The sequence below is a fragment of the Paenibacillus sp. JCM 9796 genome, assembly GCF_055379675.1.
Map to the genome: position 1 here is coordinate 1,792,513 of NZ_AP043723.1, position 25,690 is coordinate 1,818,202.

The 25,690-nt window shown below is 52.1% G+C and carries 20 protein-coding genes; 1 reads left to right on the forward strand and 19 read right to left on the reverse strand.

The features are described 5' to 3' along the window. Positions 1–7: 7 nt before the first annotated feature. The 11 genes from ACZ439_RS08725 to ACZ439_RS08775 form a co-directional block, all read right to left on the reverse strand. Positions 8–778: an enoyl-CoA hydratase/isomerase family protein gene (locus tag ACZ439_RS08725; protein WP_181410136.1), complete on the reverse strand. Its 771-nt coding sequence runs from the start codon at positions 776–778 to the stop codon at positions 8–10. A gap of 7 nt (positions 779–785) precedes the next feature. Further along, entirely contained in the window at positions 786–2,525 is a 1,740-nt protein-coding gene (locus ACZ439_RS08730; protein WP_054797181.1) for an FAD-binding protein, read from the reverse strand. 42 nt (positions 2,526–2,567) lie between these two features. Continuing rightward, positions 2,568–4,127, reverse strand: a complete 1,560-nt coding sequence (locus ACZ439_RS08735; RefSeq protein ID WP_054797180.1) for an acyl CoA:acetate/3-ketoacid CoA transferase — start codon at positions 4,125–4,127, stop codon at positions 2,568–2,570. A 23-nt stretch (positions 4,128–4,150) separates the two neighbouring features. Further along, a complete protein-coding gene (locus ACZ439_RS08740; protein ID WP_127607865.1) occupies positions 4,151–4,786 on the reverse strand; it encodes a 4-carboxy-4-hydroxy-2-oxoadipate aldolase/oxaloacetate decarboxylase in 636 nt (211 codons plus the stop codon). Between the two features lie 32 nt (positions 4,787–4,818). Continuing rightward, positions 4,819–5,964, reverse strand: coding sequence for an acyl-CoA dehydrogenase family protein (locus ACZ439_RS08745; RefSeq protein WP_127607864.1), 1,146 nt, complete (start codon positions 5,962–5,964; stop codon positions 4,819–4,821). Positions 5,965–6,018: 54 nt separating this feature from the next. Beyond that, complete coding sequence (locus ACZ439_RS08750) at positions 6,019–7,479, reverse strand: aldehyde dehydrogenase family protein (RefSeq protein WP_464620894.1); 1,461 nt, start codon at positions 7,477–7,479, stop codon at positions 6,019–6,021. A gap of 13 nt (positions 7,480–7,492) precedes the next feature. Next, entirely contained in the window at positions 7,493–8,662 is a 1,170-nt protein-coding gene (locus ACZ439_RS08755) for an iron-containing alcohol dehydrogenase (protein ID WP_127607862.1), read from the reverse strand. A 114-nt stretch (positions 8,663–8,776) separates the two neighbouring features. Next, positions 8,777–9,484: an ABC transporter ATP-binding protein gene (locus tag ACZ439_RS08760; protein ID WP_127607861.1), complete on the reverse strand. Its 708-nt coding sequence runs from the start codon at positions 9,482–9,484 to the stop codon at positions 8,777–8,779. Beyond that, entirely contained in the window at positions 9,471–11,333 is a 1,863-nt protein-coding gene (locus tag ACZ439_RS08765) for a branched-chain amino acid ABC transporter ATP-binding protein/permease (protein ID WP_464620895.1), read from the reverse strand. The genes ACZ439_RS08760 and ACZ439_RS08765 overlap by 14 nt, the downstream gene beginning before the upstream one ends. 36 nt (positions 11,334–11,369) lie before the next feature. Then, complete coding sequence (locus tag ACZ439_RS08770; RefSeq protein ID WP_127607859.1) at positions 11,370–12,260, reverse strand: branched-chain amino acid ABC transporter permease; 891 nt, start codon at positions 12,258–12,260, stop codon at positions 11,370–11,372. Between the two features lie 77 nt (positions 12,261–12,337). After that, positions 12,338–13,513 carry an ABC transporter substrate-binding protein gene (locus ACZ439_RS08775; protein ID WP_181410137.1) on the reverse strand — a complete coding sequence of 392 codons (1,176 nt, stop codon included), beginning with the start codon at positions 13,511–13,513 and terminating at the stop codon, positions 12,338–12,340. 404 nt (positions 13,514–13,917) lie between these two features. Between ACZ439_RS08775 and katA the strand changes: the two genes are divergently transcribed. Further along, on the forward strand, positions 13,918–15,375 hold the full coding sequence (gene katA, locus ACZ439_RS08780; RefSeq protein WP_127607857.1) for a catalase KatA: 1,458 nt from the start codon (positions 13,918–13,920) through the stop codon (positions 15,373–15,375). A gap of 65 nt (positions 15,376–15,440) precedes the next feature. On the opposite strand, the gene ACZ439_RS08785 is transcribed toward katA, so the two are convergent. The 8 genes from ACZ439_RS08785 to ACZ439_RS08820 form a co-directional block, all read right to left on the reverse strand. Then, positions 15,441–16,601 (reverse strand): Gfo/Idh/MocA family protein, encoded by a 1,161-nt coding sequence (locus ACZ439_RS08785; protein WP_141335348.1) that lies wholly within the window; start codon positions 16,599–16,601, stop codon positions 15,441–15,443. A gap of 39 nt (positions 16,602–16,640) precedes the next feature. After that, on the reverse strand, positions 16,641–18,590 hold the full coding sequence (locus ACZ439_RS08790; RefSeq protein WP_464620896.1) for an oxidoreductase: 1,950 nt from the start codon (positions 18,588–18,590) through the stop codon (positions 16,641–16,643). 35 nt (positions 18,591–18,625) lie between these two features. After that, positions 18,626–19,603: an ABC transporter permease gene (locus ACZ439_RS08795; RefSeq protein ID WP_054797166.1), complete on the reverse strand. Its 978-nt coding sequence runs from the start codon at positions 19,601–19,603 to the stop codon at positions 18,626–18,628. A gap of 27 nt (positions 19,604–19,630) precedes the next feature. After that, positions 19,631–21,130 carry a sugar ABC transporter ATP-binding protein gene (locus ACZ439_RS08800; protein WP_127607853.1) on the reverse strand — a complete coding sequence of 500 codons (1,500 nt, stop codon included), beginning with the start codon at positions 21,128–21,130 and terminating at the stop codon, positions 19,631–19,633. Between the two features lie 68 nt (positions 21,131–21,198). Further along, positions 21,199–22,329: a substrate-binding domain-containing protein gene (locus tag ACZ439_RS08805; protein WP_127607852.1), complete on the reverse strand. Its 1,131-nt coding sequence runs from the start codon at positions 22,327–22,329 to the stop codon at positions 21,199–21,201. 115 nt (positions 22,330–22,444) lie between these two features. Beyond that, positions 22,445–23,941, reverse strand: coding sequence for a sugar ABC transporter ATP-binding protein (locus ACZ439_RS08810; protein WP_164751810.1), 1,497 nt, complete (start codon positions 23,939–23,941; stop codon positions 22,445–22,447). Between the two features lie 57 nt (positions 23,942–23,998). Further along, positions 23,999–24,814, reverse strand: coding sequence for a helix-turn-helix domain-containing protein (locus ACZ439_RS08815; RefSeq protein WP_127607850.1), 816 nt, complete (start codon positions 24,812–24,814; stop codon positions 23,999–24,001). A 177-nt stretch (positions 24,815–24,991) separates the two neighbouring features. Further along, complete coding sequence (locus ACZ439_RS08820) at positions 24,992–25,690, reverse strand: ECF transporter S component (RefSeq protein WP_141335356.1); 699 nt, start codon at positions 25,688–25,690, stop codon at positions 24,992–24,994.

Here is a 25,690-nt window from a genome sequence, read left to right on the forward strand (position 1 = left end):
TACGCGATTAACGGTGCTTATACACCGGCTTTCGCTTATCCATAAAGGCTTGCACGCCTTCTCTAACGTCCTCGGTTTCATGAACCTGATAGAAAAGCTCGCGTCCGATCCGATTGAAATCGTGCTTGGAGAGACCGTACTGAATCACAGCTTGTTTCACCGCTTGTACGGCTGCCGCCGGCAGGGAGGTGAGCTCTGCCGCCAGCTCAAGAGCAGTTGAATATAACCGGGCCGGCGGCACGACTTCGGAAGCCATGCCTATGCGCTTCGCTTCCGCCGCGGAGATGACGCTGCCCGTCATCATCAGCTGCATCGCCTTGCCGGCGCCCGCGATGTCGATCGTTCGTTCCAATCCGCCATTTCCCGGAAACACGCCCCGAAACACTTCAGGAAAACCGATCTGGACGTTATCGGCAAAAATCCGAAAATCGAAAGCCGCCGCCAGCTCGGCGCCACCGCCGAGCGTCTTTCCCTGGATGCAGGCGATGGTCGGCTGCGGCGTATGCAGGATCGACTGCAGCATGGCATGACCTTCATCCCATACGATCCGGGCCGCTTTCGTCTCGATGCGCGCGGGAAACTCTTTCAAATCGGCGCCGCAGCAAAAATGCGGACCCTCCGTTTCAAACACAACAACACGGACACTCGAATCTTGGGCGATCAGGGAAAACGTATCTTTGAGTTCTTTTTTCACCTGATTGGATAACAGGTTCAGTTGCGGATTGGCCAGCGTAACCTTCGTAATGCCGTCAGCGACCGTTTCGGTTTTAACGAACATAGGATCATCACCCTTGCCTGCTGGCCCGGGTAGGCCAGACATAAAATTCCGTCGTCATTTGACCGTCCCTCTGCTGGACCCGGATGCTTTTGGTCCAGTCCTTGTCGTTCTTCTCGGGGAAGTCCTCCCTGTAATGACAGCTTCGGCTTTCCTTTCTTTCAAGCGCGGAAAGGACGATCAGCTTGGCGGAAACAAGCATATGATGGAGTTCTACGGCTTGAACGAAGCGGCTGTCATCGATCTCAAATTCGCCGTTGAACAGCTTCGTCTCCAGGCTGCACAGCACGTCCCAGGCTTCCGACAGCCGCTTCTCACTTCGGATGACCAGGCAATTTCTGTGCATGAGCGCCCTAACCGAATCAGCGGCCTCCTGGATACTCTTTGTTCCATCGGCGCTCTTTCGCAGCCAGTCCTGATAGCCGTCCAGCTTGGCGGCGGCTTGAGGGTACGGGTTCGGCTTCTCTGCCTGCCGCAGGGCATACTGCGCGGAAGCCGCGCCCGCCCTGTGTCCGAACACTTGGCCTTCCGCAAGCGAGTTGCCGCCCGGCCGGTCCGGTCCGCGCAGGCCGCCCGCCGTTTCTCCGGCGACATACAGTCCCGCGACCTCCGTCTCGCCATTCATGTTACGAATTTGCACGCCGCCGTTATTGCACTGGGAAATGAGTCCGATCTCGAATCGATCCCGGTCCAGCTCGATGCCTTTGCTTTTCAGCACGCGCTTCGTTTTCGGCATTTTTGCTTCAATCAATTCGTCGGTGCCCGGCCCTTTGCGATACCAGACGGCGCCTCTTGGCGTCGGATTGTTCTCCGATTCCCGTTGAATGGAGGTATCCAGATAGAAGGAAACGTTAGACACGGAGAACGGGAACACCTTTTCCTTGTAGACCTCTTCAACGGTTACTCCCTCCGGAAGAATGCCGTCAAACACAGGTTCCCCCTTGCCGTTCGTCAGCACCGGATTCGTTTTCCAGACCGGTCCGGACAGCAGTGTAATCGACGGGAATAAGGCAGCCGGCCCGATCTGCACAAACTCCATATTGATCAGCGGCAAACCGAGTTTATAAGCCATCGCGTAACCGTCGCCGGTCATGTCGGGCGTGCCTGCCCCATATTTATAAATGCCGTGGGAACCGCCGCAGGCGAAAATGACAGCCGGTGTCCGGTACAGCACCATTTCATTCGTCTCCCGGTGCCACCCCAGAGCGCCGGTCACTTGGTTGTTCCCGTCTGTCAACACTTCGAAAATCATCATATCCTCATCCACAGGCAGCTCCAATTCCTGGATTCTTTTCGCCAAAATGTTAAGGATATGCCTTGCGGTGACGCCATTGACCCGGCACGTTCTGGGGTACGTGGCGAAATCGCTCATGCCTTGAACCAATTTGCCGTTGGGCTGTTTATCGAACTCCAGGCCTAAAGCGATTAAGTCATAGATCCGTTCCGGGGCTTCATGAGCCAATCCCCACACGAGGTCGGGATCGATAAACCCGACGCCCGATTCCATCGTATCGGCATAATGGATTTCCGGATGGTCCCGCTCATCCCCGTGGCCGATAGCCGCGGCAATCGAAAGCAATTCGGAGAAAGCCGTGGCCGTAGAACCGCTTTTTAACCACTTGGATTTGACCGCCATCCGCACATCGGCCCCTGCTTCTTTCGCGGAAAGCGCCGCGCGCGATGCCGCCCCGCCCCCTCCGACAACGAGTACATCCGTGTATATTTCTCTAGCGATCTTGCGTTTGGACATGGTATGGTCTCCTTTGTCAAGTTGCTTGCGAGCCTTCAGCGTCTAAACAAAAAGATGGGGGGACATGGGCTTGACGTCCGGATCAATGTCGACTTTGAAATCGATGTAAGGCAAAATCTCCTTCTCCACATCGATGCCCGGCGCGTATTCGGTCAGCACTAAACCGTTGTCCCCTAACCGGAATACGGCTCGTTCCGTAATATAGACAGGCTCCTGTCCCTTTTCTCTCGCGGCCTCCGCATTAAACGTCAAATGCTCGACCTGCCGGATCAGCTTCTTATGCCTGCCTTCCTTCACAATGGTCAGCTTGCCGTCCTGAATGCCGATGTCCAGGCCTCCGCTGGTCAACGTCCCGCAAAACATGATTTTCTTCGTACGGTGCGTGATATCGATAAATCCGCCGGACCCGCGAAAAATTCCGTTAAACTTGCTCACGTTCACATTGCCTGAACCATCGATCTGGGCAAAACCCAGCAGCGTCGCCGACAAGCCTCCGTTATGGTAATAATCAAACACTTGGGGGGACGTGAAGAACGCCGTCGGATTCCGGTGCGCGCCGAACACTTCTTCGCCCATAGGGATCCCCCCTACCGCTCCGTGCTCCAAAGAAAACGTCACTTGATCGAGCCTGTGTTGTTCCAATAATAACTGCGGCAGCGCAACCGGTATGCCCACGCCCAGATTGATCACCGAGCCCGGAAGCAGCTCCTCCGCAGCTCGGCGCAAAATGACCTTCTTCATGTCAAGCGCCATGGGCTGCACCATGTCATCGGTCGGAGCCTTGACTTCTCCCGTCCAGCTCGGATTGTACGGCAGCAGACTCTGCTGTTGCTCCGGGTCGATCACGACGGCATCCACCAATATCCCCGGAATGGCTACGGAACGGGGAGAAATCGATCCTCTCGCGGTAAGCCGCTCGGCCTGCACGATCACATAGCCGCCGCTTGCCTTCGCCGCCATGGCCATTTCGAGTCCCGCCAACGTTACCGGCTCGCGCTCCAGAGAGACATTGCCATCTTCATCCGCAGTCGTGCCGCGGATAATCGCGACATCGATAGGCAGCGGACGGTAATACAGGTATTCCTCTGCACCCACCTGGATGACTTCATTGATATTGTCCGTCGTCGCTTCGTTCAGCTTGCCGCCCTCCATACGGGGATCGACATACGTCCGCAAGCCGACCTTGGTGAACATGCCGTCGTTGCCGCCGGCCATGCTCCGTATGAGCTGGAATAACGTTCCCATCGAGAAGCTGTACGCTTCAATTTGATTATTCCGGATCATATCCGTAATTCTCGGGCTTTCCTTGACATTGAAGCTTCCGCTAATCAAGCGCTTTAACATCCCGGGCCTGGCAAAATGATCGAGTCCCGTCGTGTTGTCTTTGTCCCAACCGACGCGAACGGGGGTGACAACTGATACATGCGCAGGACTCCCGCTCGTCTCGAACCGATTTCCCAAGGCAGCAATGACCGTCTCCGGACACAGAATCGAAATGAGGCCCCCGATCGCAATCGTCGAGCCGCTTGGAATTTTCGCCACGGCCTCTTCGGCCGTCATGACTTTGGAGCGGGCCGCTGTCCCCCTACTTGGTGCCGGCATGCGTCTTCCTCCTTCCCGTCGTTCTAATAGTCATATTTGCGGAGATCGAACAAATCAACGGTTAATTGCCCCTGCTCCAACTTCCCGATCACCATTTTTTCAAAATCCACCTTCTCCTGAGCCGCTTGCACGATCTCCTCCAGCCGGTGCGAAGGAACAACGGCCACACCGCTGGCATCGGCCAGGATGATGTCCCCCGGATTCACCGTGATGCCTCCGGCAACGATGGGGACGTTTAGTTTACCCGCATTTTTCTTTTCCGCTTTCTTGATGGAGACCGAGTGGGTGAAGACCGGAAAACCCAGATCTATAATCGGCCCGATATCCCGGACGCTGCCGTCGATGACCAGCCCCTGGATACCGCGTTTCATCGCGGCGATCGTTAGAATCTCGCCCCAGTAACCGGCTTCGTAATGCTGGTTCGTCACAGCGACCAGAACGTCTCCCGGTTTCGCCTGAGCTACCGCCAGATGCAGCATCAAGTTATCCTGCGGCTGACATTTGACCGTCAGCGCCGGCCCGCATATTTGGGTGCTGCGGTCAAGCGGTTTAATCGATGCGGACATCGCATGTTCATTCCCGGCCAGGCAATCCGATACAATGGCCGCATCAAACCGGGCCAATTGCTCTACTAATGTTGCCGTAGTGTGTTCCGGCATGTCTTTCTCCTCCCTCGCGGACAGACTGGAATTTACTTTCGTTGATCGAATTTTTTTCCAAGTACCGATGAAGCAAGCATGGTCTTATGAACCTGTATCGTTCCTCCGGCGATCGAGGCCGCACGCACGCAGCGGTAATACCATTCCAGCGGATATTCCTTGGAGAAACCGTACCCGCCATGAAGCTGGAGACAATCATCCGTAATCTTTTTCGCAGCTTCCGCGACGTAGACCTTGGCAATGCTTACCGACGTTTTATCGGCTTTACTGTCGAGGGCGTCAGCCGCTGCCTTGTAGAGCAGCGTCCTGGCCGCTTCCAGCTGCAAATACATATCGGCGATCATCCACTGCACGCCCTGGAAATCGCAAATCTCTTTGCCGAATTGCTTGCGTTCCTTCACATATTGGCAGGTGCGGTCGAAAGCGGCCTGCGTAATCCCGAGCGTTTGCGCGGCATAGCCTAAGCGAACCCCGTTATAAACGCCCATCAGCGCCTTAAACGCATGCTCTTTCACCAATACATTCGCTTTAGGAACGATCGCGTCGTCAAAATAGAGCGCCGTCTGGAATTCACCGCTCATATTTTCTTCGGCTACGCCTACGGAAAAGCCCGGCATTCCCCGTTCCACAAGAATCGCGCCGATATCCGACGGCTTGCCGGTATGGCCGAATCTGGCGTACACGACAAAGGCATCGGCAATATGCCCTTCGCTGACAAAGATCTTCGAGCCGTTCAACCTGTAGTTATCGCCGTCTTCCACGGCCGTTGTTTGGATATCGGTTGCCGCGCTCCCCGCATCCGGCTCGCTCATCCCCAGAGCGACATAGTATTGACCTGCGACGATTTTCGGCAAATATTGGCGTTTCTGCTCCGGCGTCCCCAAGTGATTGATGAAGTTGGCGATCCCCGGACCTGTGTGATACACCATGCGGCCGCTCGTCGGACACACTCTGCACAGCTCCTCGATCATAAGGATGGCGCTGAACAGATCCAGATTCATGCCGCCGTATTCTTCAGGCAGCGTAACGCCGAGAAAGCCTTGCTCCGAGAGCATCTTCGCGTTATTCCAAAACTCCTCGCCCTCCAGCCAATGCTTGGCCGGCGTCAGCTTCCGCCCGGCAAAATCCCGCGCGACCGACTGCCACTCCAGCTGCTGTGCCGTTAATTCATAGCTCATAGGTCAACTCTCCCAACCCGTTGTAATAACCAATCGTTTCGTGAACGCCCGCCCTTATTTCGGGCTGGAATAAATGACTTTAAGTGCGGTAAAAAAATCTTTGCCCGTCGAGCCGATCGAGTACGACCCTACGGCTGAATCCTTCACTCCGCCGAATGGAACGTGCGACTCGCTGATCGTCCCGTTGTTGATATGAACCATGCCTACTTCAATTTCCACGGCCGCTTTCTCCGCGTACTGCATGTTGTGCGTAAAGCAGGATACGGCCAATCCGTATTCGCTGTTGTTTGCAACCTGAACGGCTTCTTCAAAGCTGTCTACCGCGATGACGACGAGGACAGGGCCAAAAATTTCTTCCTTGGCGATTCTCATCTCCGGCGTTACTTGGGTGAATACCGTAGGCTCGAAATAATAACCGCCTTCGGCTCCGGTCGGCTTCTTGCCGCCAACCGCCAGCGTAGCGCCTTCCTCCAGTCCGATGCGGACATAGTGCTCGACGGTTTCCAGTTGGTCTTGACTGACCAGCGGGCCCATATTGACGTTTCCGGACATTCCGTCGCCAATGACATAGGAGCCCAGCTTTTCCTTCAAGTAGCCTGTGACCTCGTTTTCTATCGATCTTTGGACGACCACGCGGCTGATCGATGTGCACCGCTGCCCGCTTGCGGCGAATGCGGCGGCCAAAATCTGGTCAAGCGCACCTTTCACATCCGGGTACTCATAAATAATGCCGGCGTTCTTGCCGCCCATCTCCAGCTGCACCTCAATGAGGCGCTCCGCAGCCAGTTTGTAGATGCCGGAGCCGACCGCCGTAGATCCGGTGAAGGTCACCCCTTTGACGAGCGGATGCGAGACAAGCGTATGGCCTACGCTTCGGCCCGCACCGACAACCAGATTCAGCACACCCGCAGGAAGGCCCGCTTCTTCGAACAATTCCACAATTTTCGCCCCCATCGCTGCCGTCACCGTTGCCGGTTTAAAGACAACCGTATTTCCGGCGGCTAGTGCAGGAGCGATTTTACGCATCGGCGTGACAAGCGGGAAATTCCACGGAGAGATGGCGGCGATGACCCCCTTCGGCACGCGCACCGTTCTCACCTGAATGCCGGGGCGCTCGCTCGGAAGCGTTTCTCCGGTCAATCGAAGAGCTTCGCCGGCAGAGAACCGCACCTCGTTGATCGCTTTCGTGATTTCACCGTTCGCTTCGTGGATCGGCTTGCCCATCTCCCTGGTGAGCAGCTCGGCGATTTCCTGTCTTCTTCTCTCCAGCAGCTCGAGGAATTTATAAATCGTTTCGATTCGTTTCACTGCCGGAACTTTGGACCACGTTTGAAACGCTTCATGAGCCGATTCGATCGCTTGAATCGCGTCTTCCTGCGTAGCGCTGCTGACAACAGCGACAATTTCATTCGTATTGGCCGGATTTTCCCTCTGGACCGGCTCTCCCTTGGACGCCGCCCACCGGCCTCCGATATAGCTTTTCACTTGAATCGCGGTTTGCTGTGCATTTCCCATCTCTCCATGCCCCCTATCGAATTTCTTCGAGCATTTTGCGTAAATCCTTCACCGTACATTCCTTCGGATTCGCAGCCGTCATCCCGGAATCCATCGCTTCCTTCGCGATGATATCCAGCTCCTCATCGGTCGGATGCAGTTGAAGAGCAGCCAGTGTGGTCGGAATTTCCAGGTCGTGAATCAACTGCTCCACCGCGTGAATCGAGCGCTCTGCAGCCTCGCGCAAGCTTAATCCTTCCACCGGTTCGCCGAGCGCGATCGCGATATCGCGGAATTTTTCGTAGTTCGTACTGACGTTGTAGCGCATCACGGCAGGCAGCAGCAGCGAGTTTGCCATGCCGTGCGCGACCCCGAGCCGACCGCCGAGCGGATGGGAGATGGCATGGACGGCGGCGATTCTTCCCCAGATGAAGGCCGCTCCGGCGATGGTGGAAGCCAGCATCATCTGGGAGGCGGCTTGAAGATCGGCTCTGCGTGCGACGAAGGGGCGCAAATTTTGGCCGATTAATCGAATGGCGTGCAGGCCGAGCGCTTCCGTAATCGGCTGCGCCTGATTGGATGTGTACGATTCGATGGCATGGCTTAAGGCATCCATCCCCGTTACCGCCGCAACGCCTCTTGGAACCGTCGTCAGCAATTGGGGATCCAGGATAGCCGCCTTGGCATGCAAGGTATGGCTTAAAATGCCCATTTTATATTGACGCTTCTTATCCTTTAATACGGTAGCATGGGTGACCTCGGAGCCGGTCCCCGCCGTCGTTGGAATCGCAATCAGGTCGGGTCCCTTGTGCGGAATCTTATCCTTCCCCTCGTATTGGCTAAGGTCGCCGGGATTCGCTACGGCAACGGAAACGCCCTTGGCCGTATCGATCGAGCTGCCTCCGCCCAGGCCGATAAGCGCGTCGCATCCGTTTTCGATAAACAAGCTTTTCACATGCTGGACGATCTCGATGGTCGGGTCCGGCTCCACATCGGTGAAGGTGAAGAAATCAATCCCGGCTTCTTTCAGCATATTTTCCAGTCGAATCAAATTGCCGGACTGCACAATCCCTTTATCCGTGCATATCAAAACCTTGCTGTAGTTGTACCTGCGGATCAGATGAGGGAGGTCATTTAATTTATTAACGCCGTAGTAAATTTGAGTGTGTAAACCAAATTCAAAGGAGTCCAGAACAAGATTCATGACGTCACGCCCTTATCGTGTTTTTATCAATTATCGATTATCGATAATGCAATAATTTGATGTTACCAAAATTACCCACAATCTGTAAAGATAATTTTTGAAAGGTAAGCTCTCTTATTTGGCTGCGCCCAAATAGGCGTGATGGATCCCGTTAAGCAGATTCGACGCTTCGTCGCTTGCGACGATTTTACCGGCTTCCGCTACATACCCGCGATGGGCAATGGCCAGGCTTTGTCTTGCGTTTTGTTCGACCAACAGCACCGTTGTCCCGTTCCGGTTAATTTTCTGAATCGTATGAAACATGTTCTGAACGATTAACGGAGCCAGCCCAAGCGAAGGCTCGTCAAGCATGAGCAGCTTCGGTTTGGCCATCAGACCTCTTCCGATTGCGCACATTTGCTGCTGCCCTCCGGATAGAGACCAGCCAAGCTGATCCAGCAACGGAATCAGTTCGGGGAATATGTCCAAAATCTCCTGGAGTTCCTGTTTCACCTGAGTCATGGAAATTTTTCTGCTGGTTGCCCCCAGAATCAAGTTTTCCTTCACGGTCAGTCCGGGAAAAATCTTCCTGCCTTCCGGTACGTGAATAATGCCGCGCCGGACAATTTCTTCCGGGGAAAGCTGGTCAACCGGCTGGCCCATGAATTCAATCGTTCCCGCTTTCGGACGGAGCAGCCCGGAGATGGTTTTCAAGGTTGTCGATTTGCCTGCTCCGTTCATACCGAGCAGAGCCACGATTTCTCCCTCTCTAACCTCCAGAGACATGTTTCTCAAAGCGACAATTTTACCGTATCTGGTTTCGATTCCGTTAAGCCTCAGCACGAACAAATTCCTCCCCGAGATAGGCTTTAATGACTTCCGCATCATCCAATACTTGCTCGAGTGAGCCTTCGCTAATTTTTTTGCCGAAATTCAGTACGGTAATCGAATCGGCAACCTGCGTCACCAAATTCATGTCATGCTCGATCAGCAGCATCGTAATGCCCAGCTCATTCATTCGTTTCAGCAGCTTGACAAGCTCCTGCGTCTCTTCCGGATTCATACCTGCGGCCGGCTCATCCAACAATAGCAATTCCGGTTCGGTTGCCAGCGCTCTGGCGATTTCCACCAATCTCTGCTGACCGTATGCCAAATTTTTTACCTTTTCCGCGTAATTCTCAAACCCTACAAACGCGAGCGCTTCTTCCGCCCGTTCTCTAATTTTTTTCTCTTCATCCCGGAAAGACCTGATATTGAAAAATATGCTCCCCAAATTCGATTTCGTCCGGATATGCTGGCCGATCATCACGTTCTCGATCACGGTGAGCTCGGGAAATAACCGGATGTTCTGGAACGTCCTCGCGATGCCTTGCTTGACAATCAGGTGCGGCCGCAAATTGGCGATCGGATTGCCGCGGTAGCTGACCGTTCCCTCTGTTGCCGTGTATAGTCCGCTCAGAACGTTAATAACAGTCGTTTTGCCCGATCCGTTCGGTCCGATGAGCACGTGGATGTCACCTTTCCGGATGTGAAAATCGACGCCGTCAACCGCTTTAACTCCGCCAAAATGCTTCTTTAATCCGTTCACCTCGAAAATAACAGGCTGCCGGGACTTTATCGCTGGAGCGTCCTGCCGTTCCAGATACGACAGTCTTTTTCCTTCTACAAATTTTATCGTTCCCGAAACCGCATTGCCGCTGCCCTTCTTCTTCGTGACCATCAGATACAGACTGCTGACGATGCCCCAAATCCCGTTGGGCACGAAGATCAGCACCGCAATAATCAAGCCGCCGTAAATCGCCAGGTAATAATCTTTAAAGGATCGAAGCCATTCCGGCAGCCAGGTCAATAAGACGGTGCCTACCAGGGTGCCGATGATGGAATCCGCTCCTCCGGTAATCAGCATCGCGAAGAAGGTAACCGACTGCTCAAAGCTGAATACATCCGGGCTGATGTACTGATAAGCGGAGGCATACAGGAGACCGCCTACGCCGCCTAAGGCCGAACATACGGAGAACGCCATCATTTTCGTCCGATACAAGTCAATGCCGATGGCCGAGGCCGCCAGTTCGTCTTCCCGCAAGGCGAACAAAGCCCGTCCGAGTCTTGATCTTCTCATCCGGTACACGAACAACATGCAGACGAGTAAAACCGTCAGACAGACCCAATAATAAGCCTTCAGATCGTCAATGCCGAAGGGACGAGGGATGCCGCCCACGCCGTCGGCGCCGCCAAAAACAATTTTCCAGTTATGCATGACCAGCTGGACGATAATTTGAAAGCCGATGGTCACCAGCGCCAAATAGTGAGTGACGACACGCAGAGAGATGGCACCGAGGAGCAGCCCGGAGACAACGGGTACGAGAAGGGCCAACAGCACTCCCACCCAATAAGGCAATCCGAACAGCACGGTGGCCGACGCAAGCGAATAGGCGCCTAGGCCGAAAAACGCGGCTTGGGCAAGCGAGATTTGCCCCCCGTAGCCCATACCTGCCGTGAGGCCGAGGGTAGCCAAACAAAATACGGTCGTTTTAATAACCTCGGTCATATAGTAGTTGCCGAGCCGCCCGCCCGGCAGCAGATACGGAAGACAAAACGCAATAACGATCAGCAGAAGACCGGCGGCGATAAGCAGGGAATTATTCGTTTTGCCGCTTCTTACATTCGCTTCACTAAGCTTTATGGTTTGCATTTCAACACTCCCCAGAAATTTGGATTCGTCAGGGCATCAGGCTTTCGTTCCGACTTTTTCTCCAAAAATCCCATACGGTCTAAAGATCAGGAAAATAATTAAAAATAAAAACGCAAAGCCGTCTTTATAAGGTCCTGAAATATAAGCAGCCGCAAAGGTTTCGATAACCCCGATCATCAAGCCTCCGAAGATGGCTCCCTTCACATCGCCCAAACCGCCTACGATCGAAGCAGCAAACGCTTTAAGCCCGATAATCGCTCCCATCGTATGGTTAATCATAAAAACCGGCGCAACCAAAATACCGGCCGTTCCGCCTAATGCCGCGCTATAAATAAAGGTCAGCGCTTGCATCGAGGTGACTTTGATTCCCATCAATTTGGCAGTGGTCGGGTCCTGGGCAGTCGCCTGCATCATTTTGCCGAGGCGCGTCTTCTCAAATAACAAGTACTGCAGCACGAGGAGGAGGACGGCGCAGCAAAGAATCGCTAAGTACTGCACCGAAATGACGATTTCCCCGACTTTAATCGTTTCCTTGCTAAAAAGCGGAGACAGCTTCTGCGGGTAGGGGCCGTAAATGATTAAGAAAATATTTTGAATAATCATCGACGCCCCAAGCGTACTGATCATCACCGGCAAAAAAGCTTTGTTCCGTTTCACAAAAGGCCGGTACACGCTGAGCTGAAACAAATATCCGATTCCCCCGATGATGACAATCCCGATCAAAAGCCCGGCCCACACCGGGAGGCCGCCGCCAACCACAAGCGTAAATGCTACGAAAGCCCCCATCATCGTAAAGTCGCCTTGTGCAAAATTAACCACATTCACCGATACGTAAGTCAACACAAATCCCAGTGCTACCAGCGCGTATATGCTGCCGATCGCCAGTCCGCTGACCAGGAGCTGCAGGGGCATATTGAACTGTTCCATATTGTTCCCCTTCCTCTTCTATGGGTCGAATCCGGCCAAGCCTGCGCCGCCGCCGAATTCAACCCATGGCCCTTGTGTTATTTTTGTGTTACAAAATTGCCGTTTTCGACCTTCACGATGGAGTATTGATGCAAGCCGTCGCCATTTTCGTCAAAGTTATATTCGCCTTCCACCCCTTTGAAGCCCTTGAGAGCCAATATCCCTTGCCGCATTTGCTCCGGATCCGTTCCTTTATCTTTGATGATCTTGGCTAAAATATGCAGGGAATCATACACCCATCCCGTATACAGATCCGGAAGCTCATTATATTTCTTCTGGAATTTATCAACGAATTGCTTGGCTTCCTCGCTCTGATCCAGAGCAAAGTCGTTAGCCCCGTAAATTCCGTTCAATTTATCCCCGGCCAATTTCACGGTTGTCGTTTGGGCTGCCGATGATGAGCCTACCAAATCGGTATTGATCCCAAGCTGCCTCATTTGGATGACCAGCTGTGCGACGTCCGCGGATGCCGTCATCATCGTATTGATCGCTTCAGCGCCGGATTTGCGGATGCTTTCAAGGGTCGGCGTGAAGTCTTTGGTACCTGCCGTAATCCCCTCAACCGTTGTAGGCGTAATTCCCTTTTTCTTATATTCGCTGATCAGCATGTCTTTGCCGGCTGTGCCGAATGCATCCGTATCGTAGATGATCGCGATTTTTTGATGACCTTTTTTATCTGCGGTGAAGTCTGCGATCGTTTGGGCCGAATATCCGTCATGCGGTCGGATCCGGAAAAACCATGGATTTTTCAACTCTGTGGTCAACCCGACATTGGTTCCGCCGATCAAGACCGGAATGCCGGTTTTCTTGGCGATATCGCTGATCGACTTCGCATTCGTGCTCGTAATCGGACCGAGTACGGCTATGACGTCCGGATTCGATACAATTTTCTGAAAGGACGATACCGTCCCGTCGTTCGTACCGCGATCATCCTCAATGACCAGTTCAATCGTCTTGCCGTTAATTCCGCCGTTTGCGTTAATTTCGTCCAAGGCAATTTGCGCCCCTCTTTTCTTAAACTCGCCGGTAAGCGCGGACTTCCCCGTCAGGTCGGCTACCATCCCGATTTTAATAACGCCCCCCGTACCGCCTGACCCGCTGCCTCCGGAGCCTTTGCTGCCTTGACCGTCACCGCTGTTCGTTCCACAAGCTGACAATACGATCATCATGGAGGCTATACATAGAAGCAGTGTTGTCCGAATCGACTTTTTCAATGTGTGCACCCCTTCATCAATCAACTTTTTTGGATGACCCGGTTCCGACATCTGGATCTTTATCGTTCACTTCATAACCGCCACCTCCTCCCAAAATTAAGCGCTTTCAAATAACTAATATAGATTATCGATTAACGATAATATAAATATAGTGCGACCTCCTATTATTTGTCAATTGATTTTTTATGACTCGTCTAATGGTCCATATCATGGTATAATTAGAATTATTTTCAAATGGATTCGAAGTCATACATTGCCGAAAAACACTGACAAACCGCGAATTTTGTCTAACTTTCTATCGTTATTTATAATAATTATAAATAAGTATTGATTTTTTGTTGAGAATAGTTATCATAGTATATAGAGTATGAAATATTAAAAATTTCTGATGAGGTGACGCTATTTTGAGTACAAATAAGAAAAATCTAACTACTAGTTGGGGAGCTCCAGTTGGGGATAACCAAAACTCAATGACAGCCGGTTCGCGTGGTCCGACATTAATTCAAGATGTTCACCTTCTAGAAAAATTAGCGCATTTCAACAGAGAACGTGTTCCGGAGCGTGTTGTTCATGCCAAGGGCGCCGGAGCGCACGGTTACTTCGAAGTAACCAATGATGTATCGGAATATACCAAAGCTAACTTTTTATCAGAGGTAGGAAAACGTACTCCCCTATTCATCCGATTCTCGACGGTTGCCGGCGAACTCGGTTCGGCCGATACGGTTCGCGACCCGCGTGGATTCGCCGTCAAGTTCTACACCGAAGAAGGAAACTATGACCTGGTCGGCAACAACACACCTGTTTTCTTTATCCGCGATGCGATTAAATTCCCGGACTTTATTCATACTCAAAAACGTCATCCGCAAACACATCTGAAAAACCCGAACGCCGTATGGGATTTCTGGTCTTTATCCCCTGAATCCTTGCACCAGGTAACGATTCTGATGTCCGATCGCGGTATTCCGGCGACGTTCCGGCATATGCACGGTTTCGGCAGCCATACTTTCAAGTGGGTCAATGCCCAAGGCCAAGCCGTATGGGTGAAATATCACTTTAAAACAGAGCAAGGCATTAAAAACCTCGATCCTAACCTTGCTGCGCAGCTTGCAGGCGAAAATCCGGATTACCATATCGAGGATTTGTTCAATGCCATTGATAAGGGCGATTTCCCGGCATGGACGCTGTATGTTCAAATCATGCCGTTGGAAGATGCGAATACGTACCGTTTCGATCCATTCGATGTAACGAAAGTATGGTCCCAGAAAGACTATCCGTTAATTGAAGTAGGCCGTATGGTATTGGATCGCAACCCGGAAAACTATTTTGCCGAAGTTGAGCAAGCAACGTTCTCTCCCGGGTCGTTTGTCCCTGGAATCGAAGCTTCACCGGATAAAATGCTGCAAGGCCGTCTGTTCGCCTACTCGGACGCTCATCGCTATCGTGTAGGAGCTAACCACAATACGCTGCCGATCAATCGTCCGGTAGCGGAAGTGAACAACCATCAGCGCGACGGCCAAATGCGTGCCGATAACAATGGCGGGGCTTCCGTATATTACGAGCCAAACAGCTACGGCGGACCTACAGAATCGCCTGAGAATAAGCCTGCCGCCTTCACCGTATCCGGCGAAGCCGATAGCGTCGGTTATGACCATCATGACCATTACACGCAGCCTGGCGACTTATACCGTCTCTTAAGCGAAGAAGAACGTGCGCGTCTGGTTGAAAACATTGTCGGCGCTATGAAGCCTGTCGAAAAAGACGAAATCAAGCTTCGTCAAATCGGGCACTGGTATAAAGCAGATCCGGAGTTCGGACAACGTATCGCAGAAGGACTCGGATTATCTGTACCGCAAGGCGTTTAATGAACGGCTAACAAATCATGGATGCGACGAAGCCCTGAACTTTATTGGTTCAGGGCTTTGTTTCGTTAGGTTTTGACCTTGACCCATGCTTGAGTCTGATTGCTTTCCAGAATAGCATCGATCAGGCACATCGCCGTATGCCCGTCGGCAAACGTGGCGAAATTGGCGCTGTCTTTGAGCGGGTCTTTGCCTTCGGCAATAAAGCGATAGAAATGGGCCATCATATTTTTCATTCCATCCGGCCACCCTTCGTTATGTCCGCCAGGATGCTTGATGTAGGCTTTGGCCTCCGGCAGTAACAAGGGAGGGTCCGCCAGAAGATGCTCATTGGCGCGGTCGCGGTGTCCGATCCAAAGCTTCTCCGGTTCTTCCTGATTCCAGTAAGCCGCCGACAGGCTGCCATCAATTTCAAAAGAAAGCCTGTTTTTACGGCCCGCACTGACTTGGGAAACGGTAAACGCCCCTCTTGCGCCGCCGTTGAAACGAACCAGTACTGTAGCATAATCCTCCGTAGCAACAGGCACTTCATCGTACTCCGCTTCCTGCTGTGACGGGGAGCCAAAAGTGACAACCCCTTGCTTCGAGCGCTTTCTTACAGGGATGACCGTCGCTAAATCGGCAAACACTTCTGTAATCCGCTGACCGATGACATGCTGTACAATATCGCACCAGTGTGATCCGATATCCGCTACCGCCCGCGAGTTCCCCCCTACTCCAGGCTCAAGGCGCCAGTTGTAGTCGGTATCATAGAGCAGCCAGTCTTGCAGGTAGCTTCCATGCACAAGATGAACCGTCCCTAATTGGCCTTGAGCGATCATCGCCCGTAATTGCTGGACGAGCGGATACTGCCGGTAGTTGAAGTTTACGCCATGCACGATATGGTTCTCACGGGCTAACCGGACAAGCTCTGCCGTCTCATCGCGGGTCATGCCCAGCGGTTTTTCAGATATGACGTGCTTCCCGGCCAGGATGATATCTTTGCTGATCTGATAATGCAGATGGTTGGGCGTACAATTGTGTACGACCTGGATTTCCGGGTCTGCCAACATGTCGCGGTAATCGCTGTATGCCGTAGGTATATGGAATTCAGCCGCTCTTTTTTCAGCCTTCTCCTTACTGGTCTCCGCCACGGCCGCTACATCCACAAACCCCAAGCGCCGCACGGCCTCGATATGCTCAGGCCCGATAAACCCGGTTCCTATAAATCCAGCTTTAATTTTCTGCACCTTGGAATACCCCTTTATGTTATCGTTCTGTCCGATCGCCTAGAGTTTGCGGCCAATTTCTTCTCCGTCCCATACCGCCTGCTCGATCATGCGGGGAGCCGCACTGTCGCCAACGCGGTATACTTCCTTGCATTTTCCTTTGAGTGCATGATACAAAGCTTCATTGGAATGGTTATAGGTCACATAAATAAAGGTGTCATAACCGCTAAGCCGCTGCTCTTTGCCCGAATATACATGCTGAATGACGGCATCCCGCCCATGGATGGACACGGCTTCCACATGAGGCGTCATTTCGATATCCAGTTTGGAAATGCGTTGATAGAGCAGCGCCCTGTTGCTCGGTTCCAGATTCTCTCCTACGAACAATAAGGGGGTGACGATATGGACGTGTTTCCCTTGGGAAGCCAGAAGCTCCGCCATGCCCGCGCCCTTATAATGCCCGCCCCGGTCGATAAGCAGAACCCTGTCGCCGATGGCCGCTTTCCCTTGAAGCACGTCGTATACGTTATAAACATTGTCCTGGTCTATGCCCGGAATATTTAATTTGCCGGAATAAGAACCGGTAGCAATGACGACCGCATCAGGCTGGAGCGAGCGCACGCTTGCTTCCGTAGCTTCCGTGTTATACAGCACTTCTACGCCAAGCCGGTTCACCCGTTTAATGAGATGCGAAGGAACTTCAAGCAGCTGATCTCTGTAGGGCAGCTTGCTTGCCAGCAGCACCTGGCCGCCCAGCTGGCCGCTTTTCTCGATAAGCGTGACTTGATGGCCGCGCAGAGCGGCGATTTCGCTTACCTTCAAACCGGCCACGCCGCCACCGATGACGACTACCCGTTTCTTCACGGCAGCCAGCGTTAAAGTCCCGATGCCAAGCGTCTTCTCCCGGCCTGCCGCAGGGTTATGAATACAGCGTATAGCCTTTTCCTGCATCACTTGAAAAATACAACCGTCGTTGCAGTGGATACAGGCGCGCACATCATCCGCATCTCCCCGCATCGCTTTATTCGGAAGCTCAGGGTCGGCAATCAGCGGCCTGGCCATCCCGATCAGGTCGGCTTGACCGTCGGCTAAAATTTTCTCCGCCTGAACCGGATCGTTAATGCGGCCGAAAGCGATAACCGGCAGCTTGATCGTATCCTTCAGGGAAGCGCTCATATGCACGGCAAAGCCTTTCGGAACCGCAGCGGGCGGAATTTCCATATAAAAGCTGGAAAAGGTTCCCGCATCCGTATTGATGTACGTGACCTGGCCCGTTTCTTCGAACGCTTTAGCCAGCTTCAGACCGAAGTCAAGCCCGTATCCCCATGACGTATATTCATCCAGACAAAGACGTATGCCGAGCGGATAGTCATCGCCTACTGCGTCTCTAATCGCTTGAATGACTTCCAGCGGAAACCGCAATCTATTTTCAAACGAACCCCCGTATTGGTCTGTACGCCGGTTGAAAAACTCCGACACAAACGAACGCAGGAGACCGTCATGGGCGACTTTAATTTCTACCCCGTCGAAGCCGGCCATCTTAAAATGCAAAGCGGTTTTGGCAAAGCCTTCAATCACCTCTTGAATATCTTCAATTTCCATTTCTTTCGTATTAAATGGACTCGAAGGCTCCGGCATTTGCGTAGGGGCAAACAAGAGCTGCGGAGGATTTTGCAAGGTCGTGTGTCCGCCATGGTTGATTTGGCCGAAAATTTTACTGCCGTGCTGATGAACCAATTCGGCATATTGGCTTAACCCGGGCACGATTTGAGGATCCCAGCCGTGAATAAATTTTTGCGACATTTTACCGGATAACGTACAGGCAATGCCGTACATGATGATGAGTCCCGCTCCGCCTTTGGCGCGCTCGGCAAAATAGAGCGCATCCCTTTCCGTCGGCATCCCGTCCTCGCTGCTAAGCGCATTAAAATGCGGAAGAAAAACAATTCTATTTTTTACCGTTACATTCCCGATTGAAAATGGTGTGAACAAATGGCTAAAGCCGCTCATCGCTTTCCCTCCATCTACGCATGTTAAGCTTCATGTTAAGCTTCTTCCCTGCGAACCCAAATATCCAAAATAACGGCGATTCCAATAATAATCCCCTTAATAATTAACTGGTAAGCATAAGTCATGCCGAGCAGCGTTAAACCGTTGCTGAGAATGCCGATAATAAGCGCTCCCCCGAGCGTGCCGATCACGGTGCCTTTGCCTCCGCTGAACTTGGTTCCCCCTAATACGACTGCGGCGATGGCATCCAATTCCCACCCTGTACCGGAATCGGGCAAGCCTGCCGACAAACGGCCGGCCAGCACGAGTCCGCTGAAGGCTGACAATAAACCGCTGATGACAAACACCATGATCTTGACCCGGCTGACGTTGACTCCGGATAATGAAGCCGCGATAGCGCTGCCGCCCGTCGCATAAATATGTCTGCCGAAGACCGTTTTATTTAATACAAAATGCGTGATAAACAGCAGGACAGCGAGATAAATCAGCACAATCGGGATCGGCCCGATGTTCATCGTCGTCAAATCGACGAAAAGCGGCGAGCTGATCGTAACAGGCGCCGAGCCGGGGCTTGACGCCAACGACAGCCCCCTTAATATCGACATGCAAACCAGGGTGGCCAGAAAGGCGGTGACCCTTACTTTTACGACCATGATTCCGTTAAATAAACCGATCAAAGCACCTAAAGCGAGCGTTAAAAAGATAACAACAACCGGATCGAGGCCGGATTTGATATTGATGGCCGCGACCATGCCGGTGATGCCGATAATCGAGCCGACGGAAAGATCTATTTCCCCGGCAATGATAACGTACGTCATGCCGAAAGCGACGATCGCAATCATGGACATTTGCCGGATAATATTCATAAAATTGCTGAAGGTTAAGAAATACGGCGAAAGATAGCTGAAAATGGCAATCAATATCACGAGCGCTATAAAAATGATTGCCGTTGATTTGCCCAGTAGTTTTCCCAGCTTGAGCGCGGGGCTTTGTTCCGTTGCCAGACCAGCCATTTTTTGTCCTCCCAGTTCCATTGCGAATTATTGCCCCCCGGTAGCGTGATACAAGATGCTCTTGTTATTGATCTCAGCGTCTTCGAGCGTTGTTTTGACTTGCCCGTCATAAAGGACGATCGTCCGGTCCGTGATCGACACGAGCTCCGGCAGTTCCGATGATACAACGATGATCGCCATGCCTTGATCGGCTAATGAACGAAACAATTTATACAATTCGGTTTTGGCCACAATATCAATGCCTTGCGTCGGTTCATCCAGCAGCAGAATTTGGGGATTCAGATTCAGGCATCTCGAGATGACGACCTTTTGCTGATTGCCGCCGCTGAGCTTGCCAACCTTTTTCTCCGGATCTCCCGGCGCTATTTTTAAATCCGTGATGTTCCGGCGGGCCACGGTATGTTCCGTTTTGGACTTAATGACGCCGCTGGGGAAAAAAGCGGGAAGATTGGTTAAGGTTACATTTTCCCTGATCGACATGCCCGGTATGATCCCTTCATTTCTTCGATCTTCCGGAACCATAATAATGCCAAGCCGGATAGCGTCCTGAATCGATTTGATCCTGCGCACGGTTCCATTCATGGTTATCGTTCCCGATGAGACCGGGTCCAGCCCGCAGATCGCGCGTAATATTTCCGTCCTGCCGCTGCCCAATAATCCGGCAATGCCCAGAATCTCCCCTTTATAAAGCTTAAAGCTGACATTTTTAAACTTGGTGCCGGTGAGACGGTCTACTTGTAAGATCGGAGCGGCCGTTTGCTTGCCCGTTTGCTTCCTCGCAATGACCGATTCATGAAACCCTTCGTTATCGCCGATCATCATGTTGATGATTTGTTTGATGTCCGCTTCTTTCGTATCCACCGTATCGATCTTCTTGCCGTCCCGAAGTACGGTAATCCGGTCGCAAATTTTGAAAATCTCGTCCATTCGGTGGGATACATATATAATGGCAGTTCCTCTGGCCTTTAATTTCTGAATGATTTCAAAAAGCTTTTCCTGCTCGTCATGGGTTAAGGCCGAAGTCGGTTCATCCATAACGATAATTTTCGCGTCGCTTGAAATCGCTCGGGCGATCTCGATAACCTGGCGTTCACCCATGCTTAAATTTTTCACGATCTGATTGGGGCTTATAGATAAGCCCAGGCTTTGGAGAAGCGCTTGCGCTTCTTTTTCCATCAGGGAGTTGTCGAGCAGCATCCCCTTTTTCTTTTCCTTCGCCAGGAACAAATTTTCAGCTACATTGAGATTGGGCAGCACGCTCAGCTCTTGGAAGATCATGCCGACGCCCAGCTCTTGGGATTTTTTTCTGGAGTTGATTTGAACGGGCTGCCCGTCGATTACAATTTTCCCCTGTTCCGGACGGTAAACGCCGGCAAGAATTTTCATTAAAGTCGTTTTGCCCGCCCCGTTCTCACCTAATAAAGCATGAACTTCCCCTTTTCTCAGGGTAAAGTTTACGTTGTCTACAGCTTTAACTCCCGGGAAAACTTTGGTGATTCCGGCCATTTCCAGTACATGCTCAGCCACAGTAAACCTCCCCTATAGACGAACCCGGACCGGATCGTATCCAGCCCGGGACCCTAGTTTGCTACGAATTAATTGGGCCAGTCTTTATTGAATACTTTCTTATACATCTCCTTCACGTTCTCCGCAGAGGTAGGCAAGGTGGCTACCGTCACATATTTAGGAACTTGCCCGCCGGCTACGGCCTTTAACAGCGCCAACGCTTTGTATTTTCCTTCGGCATACAAGTCCTGGGACGAGGTGAAGATCACAATTTTATTCCCATCCGCCATTCCTTTGGCAAGGTGATCGTTCAAATCATGGGTAACGACGAAAACATCCTTGCGTCCGGAAGTCCGAACCGCCGCTTCCATCCCTAAAGCCGGCGTCTCATAGACGCCGAAGGCTCCGACAACGTCCGGATGCGCCGTCAAAATGTTTTCAAACTCTTGTTGGGCCTGATCGGCCGTGTCTGCCTGACCTCTTGCCACGATTTTATAGCCGTCTTCCCGGACAGCGTCTTCGAAGCCCCTGACTCTTTGCTCGCAAGTCAAAATATAAGCCCTTAGCCCGATCGTCGCTAAAGATTTGCTTTCAATCCCTTTGGCCTTCAGCTCTTTGACCAATGCTTTGCCTGCCGCAAAACCGCCGCCGTAACCATCCGGGTCTACCAGGCTCACGAAATCGCCTTGGTTAGGAGGCCCGCCGCCAAGCACGACGGGAATTTTCGCGTCGTTTAATTTTTTAACAGCCGGGCCAAAAGCAGCCGTATCAACCCCAATGGCCACAACCCCGTTCACCTTCTGAAGGATGAGCGATTCGACGTCGCTCATTTGTTTATTGAGATTCCTTTGCGCATCCGTCAAAATGTACTTTCCGCCATAGGACTCGACGGTTTCTTTAATCGCCTGGCCAATCACTTTCTCCGATGCGATGTCGCCAAAATGAACGGAATAACCGATCACAGGCTTCATCTCTTTGATTTTCGCCGCTTCCTCGGGCGTCAGCTCCAGCGTATCGACGCCGGCCGGTTTCCCCAGCGCCTCCTCCTCCTTCAGCGGAGGCAGCTTGGCCAGCCCTTCCTCCTTACCGCTGCCTGCGGTCTGGGCGCCGGCTTGCCCGCCATTTGAATCGGGTGGAGCGGCATTTTGCCCACAGCCTGCTGTAACAACGGTAACCAGCAGGATCAGGACCATGAGGAAATTGGTTTTTGTTTTGAACAAGGATAAACCCTCCCTTTCTATTCGAGCTTCATTTTAATCCTTTATTGTAAGCGCTCACATGCCTATCATACTGGATATTGAATCCGCTTACACTTAACAAAATTGTGGCTTGAAGTTATGTTTCTTGCGAATCATGCGATCCTCCCGTAGCATAATGCAGTATTTTTTTTTCACTTGCCTCGCTGTGATGCAGCTCCGCAGCAATCCGCCCTTGATACATGACCAGAATTCGCGTGCACAACCCCATTAATACCGCAAAATCGGACGAAAAGACGATCACGCCTTTGCCGGCGGCTGCCAGATCGTGAATTTTCGCGTAAATTTCAACTTTACTTCCAATGTCTACGCCCCGTGTCGGTTCATCCAGCAAGTAAAGATCGCTTTGAGGAACCAGCCATTTCCCGAGCATCACCTTTTGCTGGCTGCCTCTGCTTAAATATTTCACCTTTTGATTCAGATGCTGAATTTTGATGTCCATTTCGATAACGGCATCCAAAGCCGCGTCATTTTCTTTATTCGCGTTTAGAATATGGTACCGCATGATTTTGTCCAGTCCGGGCATCGTTAAATTGCGATTCACGCCCATCTCCAAAAACAGGCCCTCCTCAATGCGATCCTGATTGACGAATCCGAAGCGAAAATCGGAGGCGTCCCGTCCTTTCTTGTACGGAAGCTCCCGGTTGCGCCAAAATATGCTGCCGCGGTCCCGCTTCTCTTTGCCGAATAGCGCTTTGGCCAGCTCCGAGGTTCCCGATCCAATCAAGCCGGCAACGCCTAAAATTTCGCCTTCCCGCAATGAAAAATCGATGTCATAAAAAAACGGCTTTTTCGTCAGGCCTTGTACCCTGACCAACGTTTCCCCCGCTTCGTCCAAAATCGGAGGAAAATATTGATGCAGCTCTCTTCCCAGCATCATTTTGATCGCTTCTTCTTCGCTCATTCCCGCTACGTCCATCGTGGCGACATGTCTTCCGTCGCGGAGAAAGGTGACCCGGTCGCAGATTTGCATCACCTCTTTGATGCGGTGCGTAATATAGACGATGGCCACCCCTTCCCGTTTCAGCTTGCGGATCACGTCGAACAAACGCCCGCTCTCGAACTCGGATAAACAGGAAGACGGCTCATCCATGATAAGAATTTTAGATTTGAACGACAGCGCTTTAGCGATGGCAACGACGAATTGTTGGCTGTACGATAAATTTCTCACGGGCGTATTGGGGTGAAGGGGAACTCCCAACGTTTTGAGCAATCGTTTGCTCTCTTCCTTCATATAGCGGAATCTCGGAATCATGCCGGCAATCCGCGGTTCGACACCGAGAAATATATTATCGACGACGCTCATATCCTGAACGAGCATCGGTTCCTGATGAAGAATGGCGATTCCAAGCTTTTGCGCTTCCAGAATAGACCGAATTTGAACCGGTTGTCCGCCGAGCAGGATAGCCCCTTCGTCTGGCTCATACATGCCGGTTAATATTTTCATCAAGGTCGATTTGCCTGCGCCGTTCGGACCGATAAGCGCATGCACCTCGCCTGCTTGTAAAGAAAAATTGACTTTATCCAAGGCTTTATTGTTTAAGAACGATTTGCTGATACCCTGCAGCTCAAGCATCCGAAAGCCCTCCAGCATCCTGTCTATTTACTTGCATCGGCAGCCCGCGTGATGGAGCTACCGCCTCGCATCGCTTCGATATTTGCCCGGGGTGACTCCCGCCATCTTTTTGAAAATTTGATTAAAGTAGTTGGAATTAGGGTAGCCGACCCGAAATGAAATGTCGCTGACCGACAATTCCGTACTCCGCAGCAGACGCTTGGCCTCTTCGATCCGGCAATGAATCAAATATTGGATAGGCGCCATGCCGACGTCATTCTTAAAGGTGTGGACCAGGTGATACGGACTGACATATACCAGCTCAGCCAAATCATTAAGCGTTAATTCCTGTTCGAAATGACTCTGGATATATTCTTTTACGGTTTGAGTGATCGACGTGTATTCGGGGACTTTCATCGCTTCAAGCATTCGGATCAGCATGATTGTAATCGTTTTCATTAAACTGTTTACGATTTCCCTGGACCCTGCCGAAGGATGCTCATACTCGTGAACAATGGCTTCGAAATAATTGCCCATCGCGCGAAGGTTATTGCGAAGAGGTACGACCGGACATTGGCCGGCATCCAGCAGCTGTCCTTTGTTTTTTCCGGACACATGAATCGAGAATGTACAATAAATGATCATTAACGGATGATCTGCTGAAGAACGAAGCTGAAAAGGCACAAGCGGATGGCAGATGACGATATCCCCTTCTCTGACGGAGTAGGTCACATTCTCGATAACGCTCTCTCCCCGCCCCCCCTTGATAAATACGAGAGAAGTGACATCGGCACAGGGCTCCGATATTTGGGGCCACGGGTCATTACCGTCCATTCTCTTGGCAGAGAGAAATTCAAGTGCTTCCACCAGCATGCTCTGTCCTGATTGTGACATAGTCTCCTCCAACCCTCGTTAACACAACCGTTAAACCAACCATTTTCCCAGCCTATTATAGACCGTCCCGTCAAGCAATTCTATGAAGGATGTTGCGGAATCCACTTTGGTATCTTGCGGATTATCCAGGGTGCGGAAGAAAGGCCACAGACGCATCGTCCGCGGCCGTATATGACTTCATGACCAGCCCTGGCTATCCAGCAAGCCGTACTTCAACCTGTACCGTTCCAAAATTTTAATCCACCCCGGACCCAAGACGGCCAGAAAAAACACATTGCTGAGCGCGTGGGCCAAATCGAAGTAAAAGCTGGAGGCATAGACGGCCAGAGCCGAGGCCCAGGTCAAATCTTGCCCCATGCCCGCCAGCAGCCAAATATTCATGATCCACCCGAACAAGATGCCCCAGACGAACCCGAAGGCGATCAGCATGTACCGGTTTTTCAGCCAGCCCCGCTGATACAGCATACCGGCCGTCCAGCCGATCATGCCCCAGCTGAACATTTGCCAAGGCGTCCAGGGACCTTGTCCCAGAAACATATTGGAGACCAGCGCGGCCACCGCCCCGACCATGAAGCCCGTCTCGGAACCGAACACGAGAGCGGAGACGATGATCACGAACGATGTGGGCTGCACGCTCGGCAAAGCGGCGAAAGGAACGCGCCCGACGGCGGCAATTGCGGAAAGTACGGCCACCAGCACGATTTCCCTTGCCTGAAGGGACCGACTCTCATAGCGAAGGAAGAACGGCACAATCGATGCGCACACCAACAATAAGGCGATGGGCAAATACTGCTCATCGTTCGCCCACGCCATATAGGCGAGCGAGCCGAAAAACAAGAGGATGACGACAGCCGAAGCGAAACGGACGCGCGCCAT

Coding starts and splice junctions, on each gene's coding strand:
- ACZ439_RS08740 (WP_127607865.1), bottom strand. CDS start 4,786: ATGCCGGAACACACTACGGCAACATTAGTAGAGCAATTGGCCCGGTTT.
- ACZ439_RS08795 (WP_054797166.1), bottom strand. CDS start 19,603: ATGGCTGGTCTGGCAACGGAACAAAGCCCCGCGCTCAAGCTGGGAAAA.
- ACZ439_RS08815 (WP_127607850.1), bottom strand. CDS start 24,814: ATGTCACAATCAGGACAGAGCATGCTGGTGGAAGCACTTGAATTTCTC.
- ACZ439_RS08765 (WP_464620895.1), bottom strand. CDS start 11,333: ATGCAAACCATAAAGCTTAGTGAAGCGAATGTAAGAAGCGGCAAAACG.
- ACZ439_RS08735 (WP_054797180.1), bottom strand. CDS start 4,127: ATGCCGGCACCAAGTAGGGGGACAGCGGCCCGCTCCAAAGTCATGACG.
- ACZ439_RS08790 (WP_464620896.1), bottom strand. CDS start 18,590: ATGAGCGGCTTTAGCCATTTGTTCACACCATTTTCAATCGGGAATGTA.
- ACZ439_RS08725 (WP_181410136.1), bottom strand. CDS start 778: ATGTTCGTTAAAACCGAAACGGTCGCTGACGGCATTACGAAGGTTACG.
- ACZ439_RS08745 (WP_127607864.1), bottom strand. CDS start 5,964: ATGAGCTATGAATTAACGGCACAGCAGCTGGAGTGGCAGTCGGTCGCG.
- ACZ439_RS08770 (WP_127607859.1), bottom strand. CDS start 12,260: ATGGAACAGTTCAATATGCCCCTGCAGCTCCTGGTCAGCGGACTGGCG.
- ACZ439_RS08820 (WP_141335356.1), bottom strand. CDS start 25,690: ATGGCGCGCGTCCGTTTCGCTTCGGCTGTCGTCATCCTCTTGTTTTTC.
- ACZ439_RS08755 (WP_127607862.1), bottom strand. CDS start 8,662: ATGAATCTTGTTCTGGACTCCTTTGAATTTGGTTTACACACTCAAATT.
- ACZ439_RS08730 (WP_054797181.1), bottom strand. CDS start 2,525: ATGTCCAAACGCAAGATCGCTAGAGAAATATACACGGATGTACTCGTT.
- ACZ439_RS08810 (WP_164751810.1), bottom strand. CDS start 23,941: ATGCTTGAGCTGCAGGGTATCAGCAAATCGTTCTTAAACAATAAAGCC.
- ACZ439_RS08750 (WP_464620894.1), bottom strand. CDS start 7,479: ATGGGAAATGCACAGCAAACCGCGATTCAAGTGAAAAGCTATATCGGA.